The 18710-nt window shown below is 53.5% G+C and carries 22 protein-coding genes; 6 read left to right on the forward strand and 16 right to left on the reverse strand.

The window, feature by feature from the left end; translation table 11 throughout:
• Positions 1–222 precede the first annotated feature (222 nt).
• The 3 genes from flgA to O1721_RS21115 all read left to right on the forward strand — a co-directional run bounded on the left by flgA (position 223) and on the right by O1721_RS21115 (position 1752).
• Positions 223–921 (forward strand): flagellar basal body P-ring formation chaperone FlgA, encoded by a 699-nt coding sequence (gene flgA / locus O1721_RS21105; RefSeq protein WP_015571601.1) that lies wholly within the window; start codon positions 223–225, stop codon positions 919–921.
• Between the two features lie 73 nt (positions 922–994).
• Complete coding sequence (gene flgM, locus O1721_RS21110; protein WP_017692828.1) at positions 995–1285, forward strand: flagellar biosynthesis anti-sigma factor FlgM; 291 nt, start codon at positions 995–997, stop codon at positions 1283–1285.
• A 23-nt stretch (positions 1286–1308) separates the two neighbouring features.
• Positions 1309–1752, forward strand: coding sequence for a flagella synthesis protein FlgN (locus tag O1721_RS21115; RefSeq protein ID WP_032649221.1), 444 nt, complete (start codon positions 1309–1311; stop codon positions 1750–1752).
• 116 nt (positions 1753–1868) lie between these two features.
• Here O1721_RS21115 and fliT read toward each other — a convergent pair whose 3' ends face one another.
• From fliT to fliD, 3 genes are read right to left on the reverse strand one after another with little or no spacing between them, the layout of a single operon-like run.
• On the reverse strand, positions 1869–2177 hold the full coding sequence (gene fliT / locus O1721_RS21120; RefSeq protein WP_023295285.1) for a flagellar protein FliT: 309 nt from the start codon (positions 2175–2177) through the stop codon (positions 1869–1871).
• Positions 2170–2577, reverse strand: coding sequence for a flagellar export chaperone FliS (gene fliS / locus O1721_RS21125; RefSeq protein WP_017692827.1), 408 nt, complete (start codon positions 2575–2577; stop codon positions 2170–2172). Before fliS ends, fliT begins: the two co-directional genes overlap by 8 nt.
• Positions 2578–2621: 44 nt before the next feature.
• The gene (gene fliD / locus O1721_RS21130; protein WP_032649223.1) at positions 2622–4124 is read right to left on the reverse strand and encodes a flagellar filament capping protein FliD; all 1503 of its coding nucleotides are present in this window, start codon (positions 4122–4124) and stop codon (positions 2622–2624) included.
• Positions 4125–4434: 310 nt separating this feature from the next.
• Here fliD and O1721_RS21135 point away from each other — a divergent pair, with 310 nt between their 5' ends.
• The 3 genes from O1721_RS21135 to O1721_RS21145 all read left to right on the forward strand — a co-directional run bounded on the left by O1721_RS21135 (position 4435) and on the right by O1721_RS21145 (position 8088).
• Complete coding sequence (locus O1721_RS21135) at positions 4435–5919, forward strand: flagellin N-terminal helical domain-containing protein (protein ID WP_032649226.1); 1485 nt, start codon at positions 4435–4437, stop codon at positions 5917–5919.
• An 863-nt stretch (positions 5920–6782) separates the two neighbouring features.
• A complete protein-coding gene (locus O1721_RS21140) occupies positions 6783–7601 on the forward strand; it encodes a winged helix-turn-helix domain-containing protein (RefSeq protein WP_032649227.1) in 819 nt (272 codons plus the stop codon).
• Positions 7567–8088, forward strand: coding sequence for a hypothetical protein (locus O1721_RS21145; protein ID WP_015571609.1), 522 nt, complete (start codon positions 7567–7569; stop codon positions 8086–8088). The genes O1721_RS21140 and O1721_RS21145 overlap by 35 nt, the downstream gene beginning before the upstream one ends.
• Before the next feature lie 4 nt (positions 8089–8092).
• Here the strand turns inward: O1721_RS21145 and fliR are convergent, their stop codons facing one another.
• The 13 genes from fliR to fliF all read right to left on the reverse strand — a co-directional run bounded on the left by fliR (position 8093) and on the right by fliF (position 18534).
• Positions 8093–8872 (reverse strand): flagellar biosynthetic protein FliR, encoded by a 780-nt coding sequence (gene fliR, locus O1721_RS21150; RefSeq protein ID WP_017692823.1) that lies wholly within the window; start codon positions 8870–8872, stop codon positions 8093–8095.
• Positions 8872–9141 (reverse strand): flagellar biosynthesis protein FliQ, encoded by a 270-nt coding sequence (fliQ, locus tag O1721_RS21155; RefSeq protein WP_017692822.1) that lies wholly within the window; start codon positions 9139–9141, stop codon positions 8872–8874. Before fliQ ends, fliR begins: the two co-directional genes overlap by 1 nt.
• A gap of 9 nt (positions 9142–9150) precedes the next feature.
• Positions 9151–9894, reverse strand: a complete 744-nt coding sequence (gene fliP / locus O1721_RS21160) for a flagellar type III secretion system pore protein FliP (RefSeq protein WP_015571610.1) — start codon at positions 9892–9894, stop codon at positions 9151–9153.
• Entirely contained in the window at positions 9891–10286 is a 396-nt protein-coding gene (gene fliO / locus O1721_RS21165) for a flagellar biosynthetic protein FliO (protein WP_023295289.1), read from the reverse strand. Before fliO ends, fliP begins: the two co-directional genes overlap by 4 nt.
• Entirely contained in the window at positions 10286–10669 is a 384-nt protein-coding gene (gene fliN, locus O1721_RS21170; protein ID WP_015571612.1) for a flagellar motor switch protein FliN, read from the reverse strand. Before fliN ends, fliO begins: the two co-directional genes overlap by 1 nt.
• A 7-nt stretch (positions 10670–10676) precedes the next feature.
• Positions 10677–11669, reverse strand: a complete 993-nt coding sequence (gene fliM, locus O1721_RS21175) for a flagellar motor switch protein FliM (protein ID WP_015571613.1) — start codon at positions 11667–11669, stop codon at positions 10677–10679.
• A gap of 5 nt (positions 11670–11674) precedes the next feature.
• The gene (gene fliL / locus O1721_RS21180) at positions 11675–12181 is read right to left on the reverse strand and encodes a flagellar basal body-associated protein FliL (protein ID WP_032649229.1); all 507 of its coding nucleotides are present in this window, start codon (positions 12179–12181) and stop codon (positions 11675–11677) included.
• Between the two features lie 127 nt (positions 12182–12308).
• The gene (locus O1721_RS21185) at positions 12309–13370 is read right to left on the reverse strand and encodes a flagellar hook-length control protein FliK (protein ID WP_032649231.1); all 1062 of its coding nucleotides are present in this window, start codon (positions 13368–13370) and stop codon (positions 12309–12311) included.
• On the reverse strand, positions 13367–13798 hold the full coding sequence (fliJ, locus tag O1721_RS21190) for a flagellar export protein FliJ (protein WP_032649234.1): 432 nt from the start codon (positions 13796–13798) through the stop codon (positions 13367–13369). The genes O1721_RS21185 and fliJ overlap by 4 nt, the downstream gene beginning before the upstream one ends.
• A gap of 21 nt (positions 13799–13819) precedes the next feature.
• The gene (gene fliI, locus O1721_RS21195) at positions 13820–15193 is read right to left on the reverse strand and encodes a flagellar protein export ATPase FliI (protein WP_032649235.1); all 1374 of its coding nucleotides are present in this window, start codon (positions 15191–15193) and stop codon (positions 13820–13822) included.
• Positions 15190–15894, reverse strand: coding sequence for a flagellar assembly protein FliH (locus tag O1721_RS21200; RefSeq protein WP_017692817.1), 705 nt, complete (start codon positions 15892–15894; stop codon positions 15190–15192). The genes fliI and O1721_RS21200 overlap by 4 nt, the downstream gene beginning before the upstream one ends.
• Complete coding sequence (gene fliG / locus O1721_RS21205) at positions 15881–16867, reverse strand: flagellar motor switch protein FliG (protein ID WP_015571619.1); 987 nt, start codon at positions 16865–16867, stop codon at positions 15881–15883. Before fliG ends, O1721_RS21200 begins: the two co-directional genes overlap by 14 nt.
• Complete coding sequence (gene fliF / locus O1721_RS21210; protein WP_032649237.1) at positions 16864–18534, reverse strand: flagellar basal-body MS-ring/collar protein FliF; 1671 nt, start codon at positions 18532–18534, stop codon at positions 16864–16866. The genes fliG and fliF overlap by 4 nt, the downstream gene beginning before the upstream one ends.
• Between the last annotated feature and the right edge of the window lie 176 nt (positions 18535–18710).

The following is an 18710-nucleotide window of genomic DNA, read 5'->3' on the forward strand; positions in this document are numbered from 1 at the left end:
TAGTGTAGACAGCGCTGATGAAATATCACACTGCAAAGACCTGACAGAAATAGGCGCTATTAGCGAAATTAAGATAGATATTTAAAACATGCGGAACTGATTCATGAAAACGGCAGCAGAAGTGTCATTATTTAACGCAATAAAAGCGTTTCTATCACGTATATAATTTAGTCAGAATAAGCATACCCGTTTACTTTACTGGTTTTACAATAAGGCAACAAGATGAAGCTTCCATTATTACGCGTAACGCTGGTAACGCTCCTTTTCGCGAGCCCGCTGTATGCCAGCGTGCCATCCGCGACAACGGCGAAACTTCGATTAGTGCAGAAACTGGAGGCGCTGGTTAAGCTCACGGAAAATCCAGGCAATATCGTTCGTACCGTTACGCTGCTGGCCTCGCCCGGACAGCTATCAGCGGTGTGCGAAAATCCTGACCTGAGCCTGGCCGGGCATGATGACCGCCTCACCGGCAAACGCACCGCAGTGGCGCGCTGCGGCATGCGTAAGTTCTATCTGCCGTTTAGCATTAGCGCCCAGGGAACCTTCTGGGTCGCCAGTCATAGTCTGAAGGGCGGGGAAATTGTGCAGCAGGGCGATATTACTCCCATGACCGGCAGCATAGACGATTTGCCCGTTGGGCTAATGTTTGAGGCGAGGGACATTGTCGGCCAACGCCTTTTACGCCCCCTTTCCGCGGGCAAACCGGTGCTGCAAAACCAGCTGCGCCAGCAGTGGCGTCTTCGCGCCGGGCAGACGGTAGAACTGGTCATGTCGGGACCGGGTTTCTTTATCCGCAGCCAGGGCAAAGCGCTAAACAACGCTGCGGTTGACGATACGCTGCGCGTGAAAACCACGGGTGGACGTAACGTTACGGGAAAAGTGGGTCGTGACGGAGCCGTGACAATTTTTTTAGAACAATAATTTTAGTTTTTTCGTGTATTTCCGAAGACTAGTGTATAGGCAAGAGCAGTAACGATTACTGGCGAGGATAAACATGAGCATCGAAAGCACCCAACCCACCGCACCGATTGGCAATCTGGCTGGCGGACAGGAACTGCGTACACGCGGCACTACTCAGGAAAATAGTGTCGCGACGGGCGAAGCGCGCGGAAACAAAACCGAAGTGACCCTGAGCGCGCTGACAAAAAAAATTCAGACCGATGACAGCCGTGACGTGGATTATGCTCGGGTGGATAAGATCCGTGCCGCAATGGCCTCCGGGGAACTCACTATCGAGCCAGAGAAAATTGCTCAGGCGCTGGTGCGACATATTTTTGAGTATTAATAACGGCAGGATTTTTTAACATTATGGATAAGCTGTACCCGATACTGACGCAAATGAAAACGTCCCTGGACGAGCTGGAAGCCATCATGATTGAAGAGGTCAATCAGCTCAGCCGCGTACAAATAAATCCCGTTTCGCTACAGGTATTATCGGATAATAAAAGCCAATTGCTTTCGTCGATTCAGTACTATGATGAAATGCGTCTCCAGCAGGAACAGCTTTCCGCCCTTCAGGCGCCCTATCACCATCACAGCAGGCTGTTCACCAGCTGGAAGCTGATCAGTGAACGGGTGCAAAGCACCAAAACGCTGAACGCGCAGGTCGAAACGCTTCTGCAAAACCATATGAAGAAGAATCAATATATGCAGAAGGTGGTAGACCGCGTGGGTCACGCCAACACGCTCTACGGCCCCGCCGGGGAATCCAGCCAGGCACCTGCGGGTCGTAAATACAATATCAGCATCTGATTCGCCTCTTGCTTACCCGTAACCGAGCTCGCCCATGGCGGGCTTTTTTTACGCGCTAACGTCATCTTGCAGAGGGATTGAGGCGGGACACGCTCCCGCCATCAGGGGCGGGAGCGTCAGACAGTGTGGTATGCCTGGGCAGACGCGTTTGATTTAAGTAGAGCAGAAATGTTATTGCTGAGATGACCTAGCCGGACAGACATCCGCTGGCGCAGACGTTCGTCCTGGGCAAGAAGCTGCGCAAGCTGTGCGCGGACGTCTTCAGCAAGCGGCGAGAGATTGAACTCACAGAGCGCCTGCATACCCCGGGCGTAGGCTGCAACCTCTTCATTAAAGTACTCCCACGCCTCCTCGTCTGCTAACTGCTGTAGACGTTCGTTACTCTGCAACATCAGGGCGATTTGCCGCGTGAGTTTATCAGCCATGCTTCACCTGACGCGCCTGTGGGTCGATGGCTTTCCACGTCTCGGCCATATCCACCATCAGTGAGATAAGATGCGGGAGCATTTCCCCGGACTTATTAAGGTTCGCTTCCAGCAGAGAGCGCGAAATATACTCGTACAGTCGCTCCAGATCGGCGGCAATCTGTCCCCCAACCTCATGGTTAAGCCCGGCGCGCAGGCCATTATCAATAATGTTGATTGCACGGGAGATCATCTCACCCCGGCGAGCGATGTTTCCAGACTGGAAGTAGATCTCGGCGCGACGCATGGCATTGATTGCTCCGTCGTAGAGCAAAACGATGAGCTGGTGCGGGGTGGCGCCAGCAATCTGGCTGTCCAGAGAGACGGAGGAATAGGCGCTGTTGCCCGTTTTGGTGTACATCTTCGGTTCCTGCCGGGCAGTTGGCCTGCCCGGATGCGTTAAGTTTAACCCATGATCCCAAGCAGCGCGGACTGAAGCTGCTGGCTCGTACTGTTCATTTGCGTCAGGGCCTGGTCGAGACGCTGGAATTCCTTACGGCTGCGGTCAAGGCTGTCCTGAATGCGTTCCTGCATGCGGGCTATCTGTTTTTCAACGCGGGTATTTTGTTCCTTTACCCCCTTGAGAGCGGTGGAGATCGCCCCTTCAACCTTCGGGATCGAATCGTTATCGCCCAGATAGGTGGTGAACACCTCCTCCATGCGATCCTTGATCCCGCCCGTTGAGCCGGTGCCTAAAAACAGAGCTTCCACTTCCTTTGGATTTTTCTTCAGCGCTTCGTCGAGCTTTTTATTGTCGATGGTGAGTATGCCCAGGGTCCCGGTACGCTCCTCGCCGGGTTTGGTTTCGTTGAACTTCACCTCGATACCGAGCGCACCCAGAGATTTGTACAGATCGTCGGCATCGCCATAGCTCCCGGCGACAGCGGACTTCATTTGGCTGGTCAAACGGCGCAGGGTACCGTCACCGAAAAGCGCGCCGTTTGACGCATTGGCCTGCGGCAGTTCATCGCCGGTCGTCTTTTCCGGTTCGTTGTATACACTGGCGCTGGATGCTGCGCTAAGATAGGCGTTATAGACATTCACAAACTCTTCAATCAGGCTTTTAACCTTAGAGGTGTCGGCGGTGATCGACAGTGTTTCTGATTTCAGTTTTGATGCGTCGTCAGGATCTTTTTCTGAGACCTCGCGCAGATCGAGGGTGATCCCGTCAATGGCGTCAGAAATGGTATTGGAGCTGCGTTCAATCTTCGTACCATCAACGTAGACAATGGCATTCTGCGCCGGCGTAATCTCCCGGGCATTATCTGCCCCCGGCGTGACTGCCGGGTCGTAATCCAGCACTTTTGCCAGCTTACTGTCGCCGCTTACGCTGATGCTAATTTCGCCATCTTCGCCGGTCTTTTTCGACGTCACGACCAGCTGATATTTGCCATCTTCGGCAGGCATTACCGTCGCGGTAACATCGCCATTTTTAGCATTAATTTTTTTAGCAATCTGTACCAGAGAGGTTTCATCATCTTTCAGCTCCACCTCCATCGGCTTGCCTTTGCCTGCGGTGATGGTCACCGTACGCGGACCGGCGCCGTCACCCAGCTGGGTGTCGTTCGCATTTTGCGGTGCCGTCCCCACTTTATTGGCTTTTGCTAACTGCTCAACCTGGACCGAGTAACTATTCGGGATCGCTCCCTTACCTGCCGTTGCGTTAAATGCCTTGTTGGTGCCAATGCTGACCCCGTTGAACCCTTCATCCTCCAGTTTTTTCAGCGCCGTTTTCACCGCATCCAGACTGCTGGAGATTTTACCCCAGGAGGAAGTTTGTCCTTCATAATTGCTCTGCTTCTGCAAATAGGGGTTTAATTTTTTATTCTCAGCTACCTGGAGCTGCGAAATCATACTTTCAATATCTAACCCGGAGCCGCCGAGGCCTGACATAGAGAACGAAGCCATGATTTGTATTCCTGTTACAGTGAAGATAGATATAGCGATATCATCGGGGTTTCGGCCATAAAGTTTAATTTTTTACAGTTCAGGCGACAACGAAACCACCACATTAATACACTCTTACACGCTTATCAGGCTATTGACTGTGGTAATCGGGAGAATTGCCATCACTTGTGAATGCTTTTCCTGGAATATAAAAAATTATGAAAAAATAATTTAGTCATTTCCTTTTCATCCGATTAATTCAGTATGCGCAACAGACATCGCATATTTAACTGGCGAATGCCGTCGTTACTTTATTTAAAAGGATATTGATATGGCCCAGGTCATTAATACTAACGCATTGAGCTTGATGGCTCAGAACAACCTGAACAAATCTCAGACTTCTCTGGGTACTGCAATTCAGCGTCTCTCTTCCGGTCTGCGTATCAACAGTGCGAAAGATGATGCAGCAGGTATGGCGATCTCTAACCGCTTCACCTCTTCTATCCGCGGCCTGACCCAGGCAGCACGTAACGCCAACGATGGTATCTCCCTGGCGCAGACCACCGAGGGCGCGCTGGAAGAAGTAACCGAGAACTTACAGCGTATCCGTGAACTGACCGTTCAGGCAAAAAACGGTACTAACTCCTCTGACGACCGTGACTCCATTAAAAAAGAGATCTCTGCACGTCTGGACGAAATCAAACGTATTTCTGAAACCACCAACTTCAACGGCGTTAACGTTCTCGATGGCTCCAAAGATAAACTGACCATCCAGATTGGCGACAAAGATGGCCAGACCATCGACATCGATCTGAAGAAACTGGACATCGACTCTCTGGGTCTGGACGGCTTCACTGCTGCATTCGATAAAATTGCCGGCTCTGCGGGCGCCACCAGCCAGTACACCAAGGCAGCCACTGCGAAAGCAGCGGGCGACGATACGGGTATCAGCACAACTGCCGGTAACTGGAAAGTTGACGCAGCTGACATCACCGCAATTGAAACGGCAGTGGGCGCAGCAGCAGGCGACGTCGAGCTGTACGTAGCTGATGGTGAAGCTTTCGCGTACGATAAAACTGCCGACAAAATGTTTAAACTGGATACCTCTGCCATCACCTTCAAGGATGATGGTGCTGGCAATGCGATCATTGACGGTGCTGTACCTGCTGGCGCCGCAACGGAAGTCAGCGCGCTGGATGCCGATATCCTGTTGAACGGTCCATCTACACTGAGCGATGCCACCAAGCTGAAAGAAGGCGCGACCTTCAAAGCTCAGGATGGCTCTGAAGTGACGCTGGATCAGGCTAAACTGGACGATATCTCCAACGCGGCCTTTGGCGCTGACGCTGCTGACAGCAACATGCAGCTGTTCTCCGTGAAAGACGGTGCAAACACCAAATACTTCGCGCAGAGCACCGACGCAAGCGGTAACACCGTGGTGAAAGAGCTGACCTTCGCAGATAACGCAACTGCCCCTACCGTTGCGGATGCAGGCGCAGCGAACTCCGCGTTCATCAACACCGCCGCTAACGCTGCCGCAGCCGACGACCTGCTGGGTAACCTGGATGCAGCCCTGACTGAAGTGACTAACTTCCAGGCTGACCTGGGTGCGATTCAGAACCGTTTCAGCTCTATCATCGCGAACCTGAACACCACTGTTATCAACACCACCGAAGCCCGCTCCCGTATCCAGGATGCTGACTTCTCCGTGGAAGTGTCCGCAATGAGCCGTTCTAACATCCTGCAACAGGCCGGCGTATCCGTTCTGAGCCAGGCTAACCAGGTACCTCAGAACGTTCTGAGCCTGCTGCGCTAATCCCGAAAAGCCTCAACATTTTACGCGTATTTATTGCGCGTTAGCCCTCCCTGTCGGAGGGCTTTTTTCGTTTTGAACCTCGCTAATCGTCCTCAATCCTTCTCCCCTGCCCTGACCGTCTGTCAGGCAAGTCACAACCAACCAAAAACATTACAAATAATATGGTTAAAAAGGTCTCGCAAAACAATATAAAAACGCGTTTATCCTATTTGGAGACAATCGGTAATCGACCATAAATAGCATGCGTAAAGGGCCATTGAATACGAAATGAAAGAACGAACGCATCTCGTTTATTTATTATGAACGCAACCTTCCGCTAAACAGCTCATCTCAACATTGTTTAAATGATATGACCAGTGAGATAAAATTAACCAACTCATTTATAGCGACTGCCGATATTTAATGTTAAAATCGTTTTCGCTGCACAGCGTGCAAAAGGAGAAATTCCCTCCTGTTACTTATACATTTTTAAGCGTTTAGCTTATCTAACTTGAGCAGTCAGCAAATGCCCGTCAGTCATTGCCCTTCACGTACTAAGCCTCAGAAAAATAGGAATATAAGCGTCACCCCACTGCTATCGTGCCGCCAGGTTCAGCGAGAGGAATCACCGCATGCGCATCAAAATGGGAGGGCATTTACTTTATTTATCACACAAATACGCCAACCGAGGCCTGGCCATTTTTAACATCGGCATTAATAACATTAATATCGTTGAAATTTACCTTTAGCGATCCGCGAATAGTTGCGATATAAGCCTTAGGTAGCCCGAAATTGTTGCGCATTGTTAACGAAAAGACTTTACCCAATTAACATAAATACCCATTCAATTCACCTTATCTTTCATTACGAAGTATCAAGATATTATGGTCAATTACATTGCGATTGGATCGTTAGTGACGCTGGATTTACACACGAGGTTACTAACACGAACGCGCGACGGCGAGTGCGTGACGCTGCCTGCCAGCGCCTGCCTCTGCCTTGCCGCCCTGGTGGAAGCGCAGGGACAAATTTTGTCTCAGGAACAGTTAATGGATATCGGCTGGCGTAGCGCTGGCGTTGAGGTCACGGATAATAGCGTGCGCGTTATGGTGAACAAGCTTCGACGAGCGCTGGCCTCGCTAGAGATGCAGGATGCTATTGCGCTGGTTGCCGTAACGCGAAGCGGCTATCGCCTGATTATTCGTGAAGAGAGCCCGCCGGAACCCTCGGCTGAAAGCGTTGAGATCCTCCCCCCACCACTGCCGCCTGAAATGCTGGTGGAGGCTACGCCTTCTCCCCCCTCCGCTACGCCAGCACCGCGTCGAAAAAGGCTTTTGCGAAGCGCTGCGTTCGCGGTCTGCGGCATGCTGATCGGTATTCTTATTGCCTTGTCCGTCAAAAATGCGTTTGTCCCCAGCCCGCAGAGCATCGAGTTTATCCTCTGGCAGGGAGAAGGGATCCCCCCCGGCCATATCGTGATGGTGCAAAAAAACCGAATAAGCCAAACAGAACTTATCCAGGCAACGCTGCACACCTATAGCGAATATGTGCTGGAAAGACGCGTCCATTACAGACCGGGTAAAATTTTATACATCACTACCGGTACGGGAAAGATAGATAAATATCAGGCAGTTATTGCCTGTCAAAAACCCATTCAGGAGCAAAAGAATGACTGTGAATCGTTCTATTTTCATCTTTATTAAACGCCCGCAGATCCTCTTTGCTGGCGGTCTGATGACAGGTTTAGCGTTAACAATCGGGTACACGATCGCCACGTCGCCGCTGAGACAGACGTGCTTTGCCCCAGCCTCGTTTTACACTATCAAGGACGAAAACAACGTGACGCTGGCGCGAGGAATTTATCGCTCATACCGCGATGGACTTCATGAGGGACACACGACCTATATCGGTAACATCCGCCATTTTCAGGACGGAAAACGCGTAGGGCAAGCTTCACCCGTACAGCGCAGCGTGAATTATACCATGTCCTTCTCCGGCAACCTGCTGCATCTGACGATGCTTAGCCACGCCCGTCGGCTGGGCGATCAAAGCAACGAAAAAGAGGTGACGGATTATATTTTTCCGCAGCTTAAGAGCGGCGAAACCTCCACCAGTTCCCTCTATTTGCTGGAAAACAGCATCCTGGCATCGGGAACGGAGACGGTAGTACGGATAGCCTGCACGAATTAAGCCCTCAAACCAGCGCCTGTAGTAACCCGCTCAGGATCTCGAAGCCGTGGCTCATAAGACGTTCAAAAAATGGAGCCAGCGTTTCGTCGATGAGCAACAGTGCCAGCATGCCAAAGGTCAGCGTGAGCGGGAACCCTACTACAAAGATCGAGAGCTGCGGGGTAAGACGGTTTAGCAGCGCAAGCACCATGTTTATGCTCAGCAGCAGGGCTATCACCGGGAGGCCCAGGATCAGTCCCTGACTGAAGATGAGTCCGGCATGATTAACGAGGTAAAACATCCCGCCAGCATGCAGCGGTTCTGAGTTAATGGGGAGAGCCTCGAATGTCTCTGCAAGCAGCGAAAGCAACCACAGATGGCCGTTAAACACCAGAAAGAGCAGCATCGCCAGCATGTTTAGCAGGCGAGCGATCACCGGGCTGTTACCGCTGCCCGGGTCGAAGAAGGTGGCAAACGAGAGTCCCATCTGCATCCCAATGATCTCGCCCGCCAGGCGAACGGCGGCAAACAGCAGTTGCATCGTCAGCCCCATCGCGGCGCCGATAAGCACCTGCTTAGCCATCGTCCAGACGCCCGCCCAGGAGTAAAGTCCTATATCCGCGTCAGAAACCAGCCCGCCCAGCAGCAGCGCGAGGGTTAAGGCCAATGCCGCACGCAGGCGGGCGCTGATCGCTTTTTCGCTAAAGACTGGCGCAACATGCAGAAGCGCCGAGATACGCACCATGACCAAAAAGTAATGGCTTATCAGGGCGTAAAGCTGCTCAAGGGGAAGATTAAAAATCATTAGCCGATGGCGTAAGGAATGCTGGCGAACAACATGCGCGTGTATTCAATAAAGATTTTCATCATCCACGGACCGAGCAGTACGCCGACACCCACGATCATCAGGATTTTAGGGATAAAGGTCATGGTCATTTCGTTCACCTGCGTCGCGGCCTGAAGAATACTGATAATCAGACCGGTTGCCAGCGCGACCAGCAACAGCGGCCCCGCAATCATTAGCCCAACCTTGATAGCTTCCATGCCCAATACCATGACGCTTTCGGGGGTCATACCAGGCTCCTATGAGTAAAAGCTTTGTGCAAGCGAACCGACCAGCAGCTGCCAGCCATCCACGAGCACGAACAGCATCAGCTTAAAAGGCAGCGCAATTGTCGCTGGCGGAACCATCATCATCCCCAGCGCCATCAGAATGCTGGCCACCACCAAATCAATAATCAAAAACGGAATAAAGATGGTAAAACCAATCTGGAAGGCGGTTTTCAGCTCGCTGGTGACGAAGGAAGGCACCAGAATACTCAACGGCACGTCCTCCGGGCCGGTAAGGGTCGGCGTTTTAGCAATGCGGGCAAACATCGCCAGATCGGCTTCACGCGTCTGCTCAAGCATAAAGGCCCGCAGCGGTTTTACGCCTTCCTTTAGGGCCGTTTCCATGGTGATTTTATTGGCCTGCAACGGCTGCCATGCCTGTTCATAGATCTGGTTGAGCACTGGCGACATCACAAAAAAGGTCAAAAACAGAGCCAGTCCCACTAATACCTGATTTGGCGGTGCGGTCGGCGTACCAAGCGCGTTGCGCATCAATCCCAGCACGATAACGATACGCGTAAAGCCAGTCATCATCAGCAGTACCGCAGGGATGAACGTGAATCCACTGAGCAACAATAGCGTCTGGATGGGTAGCGTCCAGCCAGCGCTCCCCGGCGAGCTGGCCAGCGTAATGTCGCCGTTAGCGGCGAGCGCAGAGGCGACGGGCAGCAGCAGACCAACCCCCGTCGCAGCACGGGCAATCAACAGACGGTTCATTTTTGCTCACCACCCGAACGGTATTTATGAAGAAAGTTATCCAGCATGGCGGGGAAAGCCGCTGAAGGAGTCGCCTGCTCAGGCACCTCTGGCCTAACCTGTACGGTAAGACAGCTAATGTGGGTTGGGGTAACACCCAGCACCAGACGCTGTTCGCCCACGTCAACCACCACCAGCCGTTCGCGCGAGCCGAGAGGTTTACTTGCCACCAGCGATACCGCAGCCGGGCTTTCGCGGGTGCAACGCGCCAACCCGCTGCGGCGAGCGATCCACGCCAGCAGTACCATCAGCATAATAATGAGCATGAGCGTACCGATAACCGATAGCGCGATTGCGCCGCCAGAGAGCACGTTCGTGCTCCCTGCGGCAAAAGGAGGTTGTGCTGCGTTCATTAGCGGCTCAGGCGATGCATTCGCTCGGATGGGGTAATGATATCGGTAATACGAATCCCGAATTTATCGGACACGACCACCACTTCGCCCTGGGCAATAAGGTAACCATTGATCAGAATATCAAGCGGCTCACCCGCCAGACCGTCAAGCGAAACCACCGAGCCCTGGCTTAAGCGCAGCAGCTCCTTGATAGTCATTTTTGTGCGGCCCAGCTCAACGGTCATTTTGACAGGGATATCCAGAATCAGGTTCATCTCTTCAGAAAACTGAGGAACCGCCGTTTGCTCTGTACTTCCCGCAGCGTTCTGCTCGTTCAGCGCCTCACCCCAAAGATTGTCCATAGACTTATCTTCAGATCCCGACGAGTTATTCATGTCGCTCATGGGGAAATCACTCCTTATTGAAAGATTTTAATGCTGGCTGATTCATCCGATCGACCTTCAGAGCATATTGATTATTTACAGAGCCATATTTCGCGGTAAATACCGGCACGCTGCCGACGTTCGCTTCTATAAACTCCTGCTTATCCAGTGGGATAATGTCGCCTTTTTTCATCTTCATGACGTTTGACAACCGCGTGTTGATGTCGGCAAATTGCGCCACCAGCTCCAGCTCGGTTTCACGCATCTGGCTTGCCAGCATGCTGCGCCACTCAGAATCCTCATGGCGCGAATTATCCATTGGCGGATTGCTTAACAGTTCACGCAGAGGCTCTATCGTGCTGAAGGGAATACAAATATTGAACTCCCCGCGATGCGAGCCGATTTCCACGGAGAAAGGCGTGGTGACAACAACATCGTTTGGTGAAGAGGTAATATTGGTAAATTTCACCTGTATCTCTGAACGGATGTATTCCGTCTTAATTTTATAAATAGAGCCCCAGGCAAACTCATACGCCTCGCGTGCCATTGTCAGCATACGGTGGATCACCCGCTGCTCGGTTGGGGTAAATTCCCGCCCGTCTGCCTTCGTCGGGAAACGCCCGTCTCCGCCGAACAGGTTATCCACGGCCATAAATACCAGACCGGAGGAGAATGCCATCAGCGCGGTCCCACGCAGGGGATTAAGGTGCAGCAGGTTCAGGTTAGTTGGCACCGGTAAATTGCGGGCAAACTCATGATACGGCTGGATCTTGATATTTCCCGCCGTAATATCTGAACTGCGGCGCAGCAGGTTAAATAGCCCCATCCTGAACTGACGGGCAAAGCGTTCGTTAATAATTTCCAGAGAATGAAGCCGCTCGCGAATCACGCGTCGCTGAGTATTTGGATCGTAAGGTTTTATCCCCGCATCTCCCATGCTTCCATGGAGGTCATCGGGACTCTCCGTATCAGCATTGAGCAGGCGATCGATCTCATCCTGTGATAAAAAACTATCAGCCATTGTGTTTACCGCAGAATAAATTCATTAATCAAAACGTCAGTGACGTTAATCTTTTTGTTGAACGCCAGCGGTTTTTTAAGCTCATTATTGATGTTGCTAATCAGCTGGCGTTTACCTTCATCCGTTGAGAGCGTTTCATACGTTTGCTGAGAAAGCAGCATAAACAATCGGCTGCGATATTCCGGCAGGAATTTCTCAAGCACCTGTACGGACGACGTATCGCCAAGTCGTACGGACAGACCAATGTAGAGCACGCGATCCGACTCGTGCTGCGTCGGGGTCAGGCTAACGGTAAAGGTATTCATCGACACGTATAACGGTTCAACTTGCTGTACCGCCGGGGCTTCGTGCTCACTTCTCGAATTGTTGTCCGTCTGCACGTGTGCATATTTCACCGACCAGAACAGATAGCCTGAAAAACAGCAGGCTGCGAGGGCAATCAGAAACATTAGTATTAATAGAAGCGAGCGCGACCCTCCGCGAGCCGCAGCATTTTTATTTTTGTTACCCATTACGTAAACCCAATAAAATAAGAGAGGCAGCAACCTGCCCCTCGATAAATACGGCGGACATTGTAGTCCATTTAATCAGCAGAATAATCAGGAGATAAAATTTCATTCCTGTCGGCAATTCAGCAATTCAGGCAAAAGTGTTAATGCCGTATATATTTCCTTGCGTCGATGTTAATAATTCCGCCACAGTGTCTTCGTCCACGAACACGTTATCTGCACCTTGAGCGGTATGCTGCTCTCCGGAAGGATGACGTCCCTGCTCGCCACCGCCAGTATGTGGTCGATCGGGGCTCACGCTCGCCTGGCCCAACTGAAGCCCGGTTTCCGCTAAAGCCGCCCGCAGGTGCGGTAGAGCAGTCTCCATCATCTGCCGCACCTGGGCATGTTCGCTGACGATATGGATCTGCGCCTGGTCCTGCTGCACGCGCAAAGAGATATGCAATGAGCCCAGCTCCTGAGGATGCAGGCGGATCTCCGCATTGTGCAAATTGTCGCGGCTGAACAGGGCAATATGTTGGCTCACCGACTGTTTCCATTCGGGCGACTCCAGCGGATAACGGACGTTGACCACCTGCTGTGAGACAGGCTGACTGACCAGTCGCGCCGTTGATGGCTCCATCACGACGCTCTGAACCGTGGGATCGCACGTAGCGTGCTGCGATGCGTCTCCCTGATGAGCCGTTAAGCCTGGCATCACGGCGCTGGCGTCCGGGGCTTTCCCCCCTAACGCCTGTGCCTGCATCTGGAGAGGGGTATCTTCGCGTCGGGCGGGCTTCAGCTTAATATCGTCAACAGGGATCGTTAAAGGCGCCTTTTCGCCAGCTACTTCTTCACGTGGCAGAGTCGCATCAGCAAGGGTCGAAGCCTCTGTAGCGCCCCTCGCCTGGCGGGTGACTATCTGCTGAAGCTGCCATTGCGGGCTTTCATCACCGGGAGAGGCGCTGATTCTGACCTCCGCCAGCGTGTCGTCACTCTCCCCCGGCTCAGCTACCGGCGGCAAAACCGGCTGCGGGAGAGGGTATCCTTCATGACTCAACAGCTGCGCCGGAACGTCCAGCCCAGGTAACAACAGTCCCATCTGCGCCAACCTGTCGTCGAGCGTGAGAGCAAAATCCTCGCCGATGAGTTTTCCTTTGCCTGCTCTCGTCGGCGCTCCGCCGGACAGCAGAGCCGTAATATCAATATTCATAGCCTTTCTCTTTTCTGTCCGGCACGCTGGGCGAATTCGTCCATCATTTTTTGCTCCTGGCGGCTCTGTGCCATAGCCAGTGCCGCTTCGCGGCGATCGATGAGCGTCTCAAACGCATTAAGGCGCTGCTTTTTCTGTAGCCACTTCTCTTTGACCCGATCCACGGCTTGTTCGCAGGTGGAAACATGTGATTCGTGCTGCTTCACCACCTGGTTAAGTGACAAAATGAAAGACTGTTGATTAACCAGATCCGCCATCGACATACCGCTGCCCAGCAGGCCCTGACGCAAAGATTGCTGGTACTCGCGCTCATAGTGCTGAAGCTGTTCATGCTGGGCCACGGCTGCCATAAGCGTCTGCTGGACGCTGCCGAGGGCGCGAGTGGCCTCCGTAAGCTTTTCCTGAGCCATGTCACGCAGCATGACCATTGGATTATTCACTTTCACGTTTTATCCCGCCTGTTCAACGATGTCTGGGAAAAGTTGGCTCAGTGCGGCAATAGCCTCGTCGTAACCGCTCCGCTCGTGTATTGCCTGATGCAGGAAGGCTTCCAGCGCAGGATACTGGTCTATCGCTCTGTCGAGCAGCGGATCGCTGCCCTTCACGTAAGCGCCTACGCTGACCAGATCCCGGTTACGCTGGTAGGTCGACAACAGCTGCTTAAAACGCTGAACCTTGCGGTACTGGACATGCGGAATTAGCTCCGTCATCGCGCGGCTAATAGAGGCTTCAATATCAATAGCAGGATAATGGCCCGCCTCAGCCAGGCGACGAGAAAGCACGATATGGCCATCGAGGATCGCGCGCGCCGAATCGGCGATCGGATCCTGCTGATCGTCCCCTTCGGTCAGAACCGTATAAAAGGCGGTTATCGATCCGCCGCCGCGCATACCGTTACCCGCACGCTCTACCAGTGCGGGCAGACGCGCGAAGACGGACGGTGGATAACCTTTCGTTGCCGGCGGTTCACCGATAGCCAGCGCCACTTCACGCTGCGCCATGGCATAGCGCGTAAGAGAGTCCATTATCAGCAGGACATTCATCCCACGATCGCGGTAATCCTCAGCAATTCGGGTGGCGTAAACCGCACCCTGCATACGCAGGATCGGTGAGACGTCAGCAGGTGCGGCGATCACGACCGGGCGTGAGAGCCCCTCTTCGCCAAGAATGTTCTCGATAAAATCTTTTACTTCACGTCCGCGCTCGCCAATCAGTCCGACGACGATGACGTCGGCGGTGGTGAAACGGGCCATCATGCCGAGCAGTACCGACTTACCGACGCCCGAGCCGGCAAAAAGGCCCATACGCTGTCCCCTGCCAACCGTCAGCAGGCCATTTATTGCCCTCACGCCCACATCGAGCACGGACTTGATGGGATCGCGGTGAAGCGGGTTAAACGAGGGGGTAAACAGGCCGGCTACGGGTTTTCCCGCCGGTGGACGACCATCCAGGGGGCGGCCCTGAGCGTCAAGCACGCGCCCCAGCAGGTGTAACCCCACCGGCAGCTGTTTACCCGCTCCCTTATCGGCCTCTGGCGCGTACACGCGCGCGCCGGGAAGAATACCGTCAACATGTTCAAGCGGCATAAGATAGAGCGTCTGACCGTTAAACCCGACCACCTCACACTCGACCGGTAAAATAGCCTGCCCGGTCTGACGTTCAACAATGCACAACGCGCCTATCGGCAGCTTCAGGCCAACGGCCTCCATCACCAGCCCGGTAGCACGCGTCAGCTTGCCGTACTGACGAAAGCGCGGGAGCTCTCCGAGCTTCTCTTCCACCCGATCCATGACCGAGAGCCAGTTTTTTAACTGCTGGCTCATTGGGACAATTCCTCTCGGGCGAGCTGACAGAGAGACTGCCAGCGCGTTTCCATGGTGGCGTCATACTCCACGTCCGGCGTGACCACACGACATCCCCCTGCGGCCAATTGGGGATCGCTTTGTAAGGACCACCCCATTGAGGAGAGCGTCTCACCGATCGCCTGTGAGACCATGGGCAGATCCTGCGGGTTCACATGCAGTTCTGTCGGGCCGTTGAGCAGGGTATCCTGCTTCATTAACTGGCGGATCTGCGCAAGCAGAGCATGGTTATCCGCCACGCTCAGGGTGCCGTACAGCTGCTGTACCGCCGTCAGCGCCAGCTGAACCAGACGTCCGGGAATAAGGCTATCGAGATTCGAAAGCGCAAGCTTGCACTGCGTCACCCATTCTCCAGCCTGGAGCAGTAAAGCCTGCCGTTCGTCACGAGCCTGTTCCAGCCCCTGCGCCAGACCCGCCTCACGCCCCTCCTTCAGCCCGGCCTCATAGCCTTCGCGACGGCCTTCCTCTTTGCCTTGCGCCAATCCCTGAGCAATACCCTGCTGCTCAGCCTGCTTACGCAGGCGTGCCAGCTCGGCCTTAAACTGCGCGTCAGAATGGCCGGTATCCTGCGTCTGCAACGGTACTTCAACCGTTTCGTTTAACAGATCCTCAGGCTGCCAGCTGCGCCACTGAGCGGCGCTATTGGCATCAAACGTAGGCATCGTCGCTGCCTCCAATGATGATTTCCCCTGTCTCCGCAAGGCGACGAACGATGTTCAGAATAGTCTTCTGCTCGGCTTCCACCTGTGACAAACGAACCGGGCCGCGCGATGCCAGATCTTCGGTCATCAGATCCGACTGACGGCGCGACATGTTACGGAAGAACTTGGCCCGCAGCGCTTCGTCTGCTCCTTTGAGGGCGATGATAAGGGTTTCACTTTCCACCTCCTGCAACAGACGCTGGATGCTGCGATCCTCGACATCCACCAGGTTTTCGAACAAGAACATTTCGTCGATAATTTTCTGTGCCAGCTCACTGTCGAAATCGCGAACCGCCTCAATGGCGGCCTCTTCCTGCTGGGATTTCATCAGGTTTAAAATCTCCGCAGCCGGGCGCACCCCACCCATTTTGCTGCGCTTAAGATTCTGACCGTGGAGCAGGCCGTTGAGTACCTCCGTCAGTTCCTGCAACGCGGCGGGCTGAACCCCGCCGAAGGTGGCGATACGCAGCATAATGTCGTTACGTTCACGATCGTCGAATTTGCTCAGGACGTCCGCCGCCTGGTTACGCTTTAAGTGGACCAGGATCGTGGCGATAATTTGCGGGTGTTCTTCACGAATCAGATCGAATACCGCCAGCGGATCCATAAAGTTGAGCGTTTCGATCCCGTTTCCACCCTGGTGGGTATCCAGCAAATCCTCAAGCAGCGTTGACGCACGCTCTTCACCCAGCGCCTTGACCAGCACGCTGCGCAGATACTCGTTCGTGTTAAGGCTCAGCGCGGCATACTCGCTTGAGTCATTTTTAAAGTCGCGCAGCACGGAGGCCATTTGATCGTGGGTAAACCCCGCCATGTTGACCATAGAACTGCTGATGGTCTTCACCTCATGCGCGTTTAGGTGCTTAAAGACTTCGGCGGCCAGGACATCGCCCAGCGTCAACATAACGATGGCGCTTTTCTCTGCGGCATTCATGATTTGAGCTCCTGATTCATCCACTGACGAATAACCAGCGCAATAACCCGCGGCTCTTGTTCCGCCAGTTCGCGCAGCTGCTGACTGTTAAGTTCCGTATCCACACGCTGCTGAGCGCGGTCACGCGCATCCTTTTCGGACGCTTTCTTGCGGGCGGCCAGCTCTTCCTGACGCGCCTCTTTTTCCATTTCCATGCGGCGCAGGCTGGTTTCCTGATGGCGGATCCAGGCCGGATGAACAAGCTTACGCCACATAAACCAGGCGATAATCGCAATAACCAGATAACGCGCAATCGCCATCATCAACTGATAAAACTTATCCTGTTTCCAGAATGGCGGGAGTTCCTCTTCCTCAACCCCGTTAAACGGCGAGTTCAAAATATTGACGCTATCGCCGCGTGAGGCCGTATAGCCGACAGCCTCTTTAACCAGAGCATTAATACGGTTCAGTTCAGCCTCACTCAGCGGACCCGGCTTGCCCTCAGCGCCTTGCGGCAGATGGTTTATCACCACCGCGACTGAAAGACGATCGATGCGCCCCATGGCATTTTTAATGTGGGTTAGCGTGCGATCGACCTCAAAATTGGTGGTCTCATCGTTGTGATTGTTGTAGGGCTGTGAACGGTCATTTCCGGTACCAGCGGTACTGGTTTGAGCGGCAGGCTTGTCAAGCGGCTGCGTAAGTGGCGCAGTGGCAGGCGCTGGCGGCTGATTCGTCAGCGCGCCCGGTACGCCGCCATTGCCGCGTCCATTACCCTGCTCAGACTGGCTCGTCTGGCGGCTTCGAATCACCATTTTTTGCGGATCGGCGTTGGGCTGATACTGCTCCTGCGTCTGCTCCTGCTGGGTAAAATCAATCTGCGCCGTGACCTGGGCGCGAATATTTTTGCTGCCCACCAGCGGCGCCAGGATTCGCTGGATGCGCTGCTGGTAATCACTTTCGATCTCACTGGTGTACTTCAGCTGTGACGTTTGCAGGCCGCGCAAACCACTTTGGGTGAGCAGCTCACCCCGCTGATCGACGATAGTGACATTTTCTGCCGTCAGCCCCGTCACGGCGCTGGAAATCAGATGGGTAATGGCAATGACCTGTCCTTCATCCAGGGTACGCCCCTGAATCAGGTTGACGGTAACGGAAGCCGTTGGCTGTTTTTGCTCACGCACAAACATCGTCTGCTTGGGTGTGGCAAGATGAACGCGCGCCGATCTGATCGGCCCCAGGTTTTCAATGGTACGCGCCAGCTCTCCCTCAAGCGCCCGCTGATAATTAACCTGTTCGCTAAACTGGCTAATACCAAACTTTTCCTTATCCAGCAGTTCAAACCCTACGGAGCCGCCTTTTGGCAACCCCTGTTGGGCCAGCTTCATACGCACTTCATGGACCTGCCCTTCAGGAACCAGAATAGCGCCACCCGGCGCGTCGATGCGGTAAGGGACATTCATCTGCGACAGCTGGGCAACAATGGCCCCACCGTCTTCATCACTGATATTGCTAAACAACACGCGATAGCCTGGCTCTTTTGCCCAGAACATAAGCGCAATTAATACCGATACGGCAGCCGCGGCGCAAATGACCAGCGATAGCTTCGGGCTGGCGCGAAGCCATGACAGAGCCGATTTAATTCGGTCAGCCGGATTATTCGTTAAATCATTTAATGTGGCACTCATGCCGTGATCCTGTAAGAAATAGCACGCACAATAATGCGCGTCAGCGCCTGTGATATCGCAGGGCTGATAACGACGATTTCAAATTAAGAGAAATTTTCAGGCGGGCATTATCGTCTGAAAGGCCGATTTTTTAAGGATAAATAAGCTTAAAGTAATGTTCGCTTATTGGATTTTAT

The sequence above is a fragment of the Enterobacter cloacae complex sp. HYC033_NIDB genome, assembly GCF_056673335.1.